The following is a 5,162-nucleotide window of genomic DNA, read 5'->3' on the forward strand; positions in this document are numbered from 1 at the left end:
CGGTGACGAAGCCGCGGGCGTATTCCTCGGCCTTCTTCGCCGCGCGGGCCACCGGCGACGGCATCATCGCGGTGACGTCGCGCACCAGGTGCCGCAGCGAGCGGTAGGGCCGCGACGAGATCAGCCGCGACAAATACGCGCTCATGGCCCCGACCGGCGGCGCGATCGACATGTCGTTGTCGTTGAGCACGACGATCAGCCGCGACGCCATCGCCCCGGCATTGTTCATCGCCTCATAGGCCATGCCGGCGCTCATCGACCCGTCGCCGATCACGGCGATGACGTTGCGCTGCTCGCCCTTCACGTCGCGGGCGACGGCCATGCCGAGCGCGGCGGAAATCGAGGTCGAGCTGTGGGCGGCGCCGAACGGATCGTATTCGCTCTCCGACCGCCGGGTGAAGCCGGACAGCCCGCCAGCCTGACGCAATGTGCGAATACGGTCTCGCCGGTCGGTCAGGATCTTGTGTGGATAGGCCTGGTGCCCCACATCCCAGATCAACCGGTCCTTCGGGGTGTCGAACACGGCGTGCAGGGCGACAGTCAGCTCCACCACGCCGAGCCCGGCGCCGAGATGGCCACCGGTGACCGAGACCACGTCGAGCAGCTCAGTCCGCAGCTCGTGCGCAATCCGCTTGAGCGTGTCGTCATCGTTGACGTTGCGAAGACTGGCGGGGCCCTGAAGTTGATCGAGGAGCGGTGTCCGAGTGTCCGTCCTGCGTCGTTCCATCAAGCGTCGTCCCGTTGTTTCGGGGTCCCGCCCCGGCGCCGCGAAAAGTAATCACACCTGCCGACCCGCGGCAATTTGACGATTATTAAAGAGACATCGGCGCGCAGGCCATCGCATGTGACGCATAGTGACATGCGAAGTTAGCACGTTGTATGTTTTAAATGAGAGCGATTCACTCTGGCGTGACGTCCCAGCTCCAAAGCCAGAACATAGGTGCCGTATGCGGATCATCTTGGCCCAACCCCGAGGCTTTTGCGCCGGTGTTGAACGGGCCATCGAAATTGTCGAGCGCGCGCTGGAGATCTACGGCCAGCCCGTCTATGTCCGGCATGAGATCGTGCACAACCGGCACGTGGTCGAGAGCCTGCGCGCCAAGGGCGCGAAATTCGTCGACGAGCTCGACGAGGTTCCGGCCGGCAGCATCACGATCTTCAGCGCGCATGGTGTCGCCCAGTCGGTCGAGGCCGATGCCGAGCAGCGCGGACTGCAGGTGATCGACGCGACCTGCCCGCTGGTGTCGAAGGTGCATATCGAGGGCCGCCGGTATGCGGCACAGGATCGCACCGTCATCCTGATCGGCCATGCCGGCCACGCCGAGGTCGAGGGCACGACGGGCCAGATTCCGGGCGGCGTCACCCTGATCTCGACGGTCGAGGATGTCGCGAAGCTGGAGGTGCCGAACCCCCAGCAGGTGTCCTACATCACCCAGACCACGCTCAGCGTCGACGACACCAAGGCGGTGATCGATGCGCTGAAGGTCAGGTTCCCGGCGATCGTCGGGCCCGACACCAAGGACATCTGCTACGCCACCCAGAATCGCCAGGGCGCGGTGCGGGAGCTGGAGCAGATCGTCGAGGTGCTGCTGGTGATCGGCGCCCGCAACAGCTCGAAATCGAACCGGCTGCGCGAGATCGGCGACGAGCTCGGCGTGCCCAGCTACTTGATCGACGATGCCTCCGGCCTCGACCCGGAATGGCTGGTCGGCAAGAACACCGTCGGCGTCACCGCCGGCGCATCCGCCCCCGACAGCCTGGTGCAGGAGCTGGTCGAAACGCTCCAGCGCTTCGGCGAGGTCGAGGTTTCCACATTGCAGGGTGTCGCAGAAAACATCCGATTCCGCCTCCCCTCCCAGTTGACCGTGCCCGTCCCTGCCGAGTAGGCATGGCGGCTTGGCCTGGGTTCCGGCTGAAAGTCTGTGAAGGTCCCATGGGTATTCCGCTTCAACAGCAGATCCGTATCGGCGCTTATCTTCTCAAGCAGCACGTCTTGGGAACCAAGCGCTATCCGATGGTCCTGATGCTGGAACCGCTGTTCCGGTGCAACCTGGCCTGCGCCGGTTGCGGCAAGATCGACTATCCCGACGAGATCCTGAACCAGCGCCTGTCGGTCGCCGACTGCCTGCAGGCGGTGGACGATTCGGGCGTGCCGGTGGTCTCGATCGCCGGCGGCGAACCGCTGCTGCACAAGGAGATGGCGGAAGTGGTGCAGGGCATCATCGACCGCAAGAAGTACGTCTACCTGTGCACCAATGCGCTGCTGATGGAGAAGAAGCTCGATCAGTACAAGCCGAGCCCGTTCTTGATCTGGTCGGTCCATCTGGACGGCGACCAGGAGGATCACGACCGGTCGGTGTGCCAGGACGGCGTTTACGACCGCGCGGTCAAGGCGATCAAGGCCGCCAAGGCCCGCGGCTTCCGCGTCAACATCAACTGCACGCTGTTCAACAACGCCGTGCCGGAGCGCGTCGCGGCCTTCTTCGACGACGTCAAGGAAATGGGCGTCGACGCCATCACCGTCTCGCCCGGCTATGCCTATGAGCGGGCGCCGGACCAGCAGCATTTCCTGAGCCGCCAGACCACCAAGCAGCTGTTCCGCGACATCTTCAAGCGCGGCGAGAACGGCAAGCGCTGGTCGTTCAGCCAGTCCACCATGTTCCTCGACTTCCTGGCCGGCAACCAGACGTACCACTGCACGCCGTGGGGCAACCCGACGCGCACGTATTTCGGCTGGCAGCGGCCCTGCTACCTCCTGGGCGAGGGCTATGCCCAGACCTACAAGGAGCTGATGGAAGACACCGACTGGGACAAGTACGGCACCGGCAACTACGAGAAGTGCGCCAACTGCATGGTGCATTCCGGCTACGAGGCCAGCGCGGTCAAGGACATGTTCCGCAACCCGCTGAAGGCCTTCGTGGTCAGCATGCGCGGCATCCGCACCGAAGGTAAGATGGCGCCGGAGATCTCGCTGGACCGTCAGCGTCCGGCGGAGTTCATGTTCTCGTCCCACGTCCAGAAGGCGCTGGACAAGCTACGCCACACCCCGAAGGCGGCCGCTGTCGCCAAGGGCGCGGGCGGCGGCAAGTAACGCCGCCATCGCTGCACCGCTCTGCCGCCCCAGGCGGATGAGCGCCGGCAACTGACCAGGGCTGCGGGCCAAGGCCCGCAGCACCGGCCCGATCGCCGGGCGACCCTCGGCATCGAGTCCGACCAGAGCGGCCGGCGGCAGACCATGTGCCGCCGGGTCCGCGACGGTGCGCAGCACGCCGAAGGGCAGCCCTGCCGCCACCGCAGCCGCCATGACAGCGGCACTTTCGAGATCGACGATATCGGCGCCGCTGTCGCGGTACAGCTTGGCCTTGGCTGCCGCGGTGTCGACGATGACGTCGCCGCCCCACACCACGCCCCGCGCAGCCTCCGGCAGCACTGCCGCCAGCCGGTTCATCAGCCCGGCATCGCAGGCCAACTGTCCGGCACCAGTCTTCACCGCCGTGCCGATCACCAGCCGGCCGCTGGCCAGGCCCGGCGCCAGGCCGCCGGCGATGCCGAAGCTGAGCAGCGCAGTCGCGCCGCCGGCCACCAGCTCGCGCGCCAGGACCGCGGCCCGGGCCGGATCGCTGGCCGAACACCGCACCAGCGGCGAGATCCGCCGCGCGATCTCCGCCTCCTTCGCCAGGCCGGTCAGGATGCCGAGCATGAGAAGCCCCTCACCCGCCATCAGCCGGCCGCGCCGGCGCGGTTCCGGGCCGTCTCCTCACATTCCGACCTCGACTCGGCCGCTGGTGCTCTGCTGCAGCCGGCGGTAGCGCGACAGGGCCCAGGTCGGGAAGAAGGCGGGATAGCCGTGGTAGCGCAGGTAGAAGACGCGCGGGAAGCCGACGGCGGTGAAGTTCGGCTCGTCCCACAGCCCGTCGGCGCGCTGATGCGCCGCCAGCCAGGCGACGCCGCGCGCCACGGCCGGGTTCTCGGTGTCGCCGGCCGCCATCAGGGCCAGCACCGCCCAGGCGGTCTGTGAGGCCGTGCTTGCCGCCGGCGTCATCTCCGGCTTGCCGGCGTAGTAGCTGTCGCCGGATTCGCCCCAGCCGCCATCCTCACGCTGCTGCGCCAGCAGCCAGTCGACGGCGCGGCGGATATAGGGCGCTTGCATGTCGGCCGCGACCGCGTTGATGGCGCACAGCACCGACCAAGTGCCGTAGATGTAGTTGGTGCCCCAGCGCCCGAACCAGGAGCCGTCCGCTTCCTGCTCGCGCCGCAGGAAGTCCAGGCCCCGCGCCACCACCGGATCGTCGGCGCGCTTACCAAGCTGGCCCAGCATGCTGATGCAACGCGCCGTGACGTCGGAGGTCGGCGGGTCCAGCAGCGCGCCGTGATCGGCGAAGGGGATATGGTTGAGATAGTGGTAGGTGTTGTCGACCTCGAAGGCGGCCCAGCCGCCATTGCTGCTCTGCAGCCCGACCAGCCATTCCACGCCGCGGTCGATCGCCTCGCGGTACCGCTCCGGGTCGGCGCGGTGCATCGCCATGACCACGACCGCGGTGTCGTCGAGGTCGGGGTAATGCGCGTTGTTGTACTGGAAGGCCCAGCCGCCCGGCCGCACATCCGGACGCCGCTCGGCCCAGTCGCCCTTGACGTCGAGCACCTGGCGCGGCACCAGCCAGTCCAGACCCTGCTTCGCCCGCGCCACCGATTCCGGGTCGCCGGCCTCCAGCAGCGCATGGGCGGTCAGGGCGGTGTCCCACACCGGCGACAGGCAGGGCTGGGCGTAGGTGATGCCGTCCACCGTCTCGACCAGCTTCTCGACCGAGGCCCAGGCGATCTTCAGGTCCGGATGGTCGTCCGGATAGCCCAGGCATTTGAACATCATCACGGAATTGGCCATGGCCGGGTAGATCGCGCCCAGCCCGTCCTCGCCGTTCAGCCGTTCGGTGACGAAGGCGACCGCCTTGTCAACCGACTTCTGCCGCCGCGGGAAGAACGGCTCGATCGGCCGCAGCACGCCGTCCAGCCGGCGGAAGAAGCGGCCCCAGAAGGTGCCGTCGGCATGGACATGCCAGTTCTTCACCTGCTCCGGCGGCTCGACCATCAGCTCCTGGATCGAGATCGCGCCCGGCGCCACCGGCCGCGGCTTCTTCGCCATGATGACCAGCAGCGGCACGATC

At 67.3% G+C, this 5,162-nt stretch carries 5 protein-coding genes; 2 read left to right on the top strand and 3 right to left on the bottom strand.

Annotated elements, in window-relative coordinates; genetic code table 11:
• Positions 1–727, bottom strand: a 727-nt coding sequence (locus AC3XYG_RS40520) for a 1-deoxy-D-xylulose-5-phosphate synthase N-terminal domain-containing protein (RefSeq protein ID WP_489145587.1), incomplete at its 3' end; no start/stop codon positions are given.
• A 220-nt stretch (positions 728–947) separates the two neighbouring features.
• On the opposite strand from AC3XYG_RS40520, the gene ispH reads away from it, so the two are divergent.
• Together ispH and hpnH are read left to right on the top strand one after the other, a co-directional pair.
• Positions 948–1,886, top strand: coding sequence for a 4-hydroxy-3-methylbut-2-enyl diphosphate reductase (gene ispH / locus AC3XYG_RS40525; protein ID WP_489145588.1), 939 nt, complete (start codon positions 948–950; stop codon positions 1,884–1,886).
• Between the two features lie 47 nt (positions 1,887–1,933).
• Complete coding sequence (hpnH, locus tag AC3XYG_RS40530; protein ID WP_489145589.1) at positions 1,934–3,091, top strand: adenosyl-hopene transferase HpnH; 1,158 nt, start codon at positions 1,934–1,936, stop codon at positions 3,089–3,091.
• On the opposite strand, the gene AC3XYG_RS40535 is transcribed toward hpnH, so the two are convergent.
• A complete protein-coding gene (locus AC3XYG_RS40535; protein WP_489145590.1) occupies positions 3,035–3,700 on the bottom strand; it encodes a phosphorylase family protein in 666 nt (221 codons plus the stop codon). The genes hpnH and AC3XYG_RS40535 overlap by 57 nt on opposite strands.
• 57 nt (positions 3,701–3,757) lie before the next feature.
• Positions 3,758–5,162, bottom strand: a 1,405-nt coding sequence (shc, locus tag AC3XYG_RS40540; protein WP_489145591.1) for a squalene--hopene cyclase, incomplete at its 5' end; no start/stop codon positions are given.

It is taken from the genome of Inquilinus sp., assembly GCF_057815775.1.

What these genes read in the sequence shown, in the direction of transcription:
- ispH (WP_489145588.1), top strand. Translation starts at nt 948, where the DNA reads ATGCGGATCATCTTGGCCCAACCCCGAGGCTTTTGCGCCGGTGTTGAA.
- hpnH (WP_489145589.1), top strand. Translation starts at nt 1,934, where the DNA reads ATGGGTATTCCGCTTCAACAGCAGATCCGTATCGGCGCTTATCTTCTC.
- AC3XYG_RS40535 (WP_489145590.1), bottom strand. Translation starts at nt 3,700, where the DNA reads ATGCTCGGCATCCTGACCGGCCTGGCGAAGGAGGCGGAGATCGCGCGG.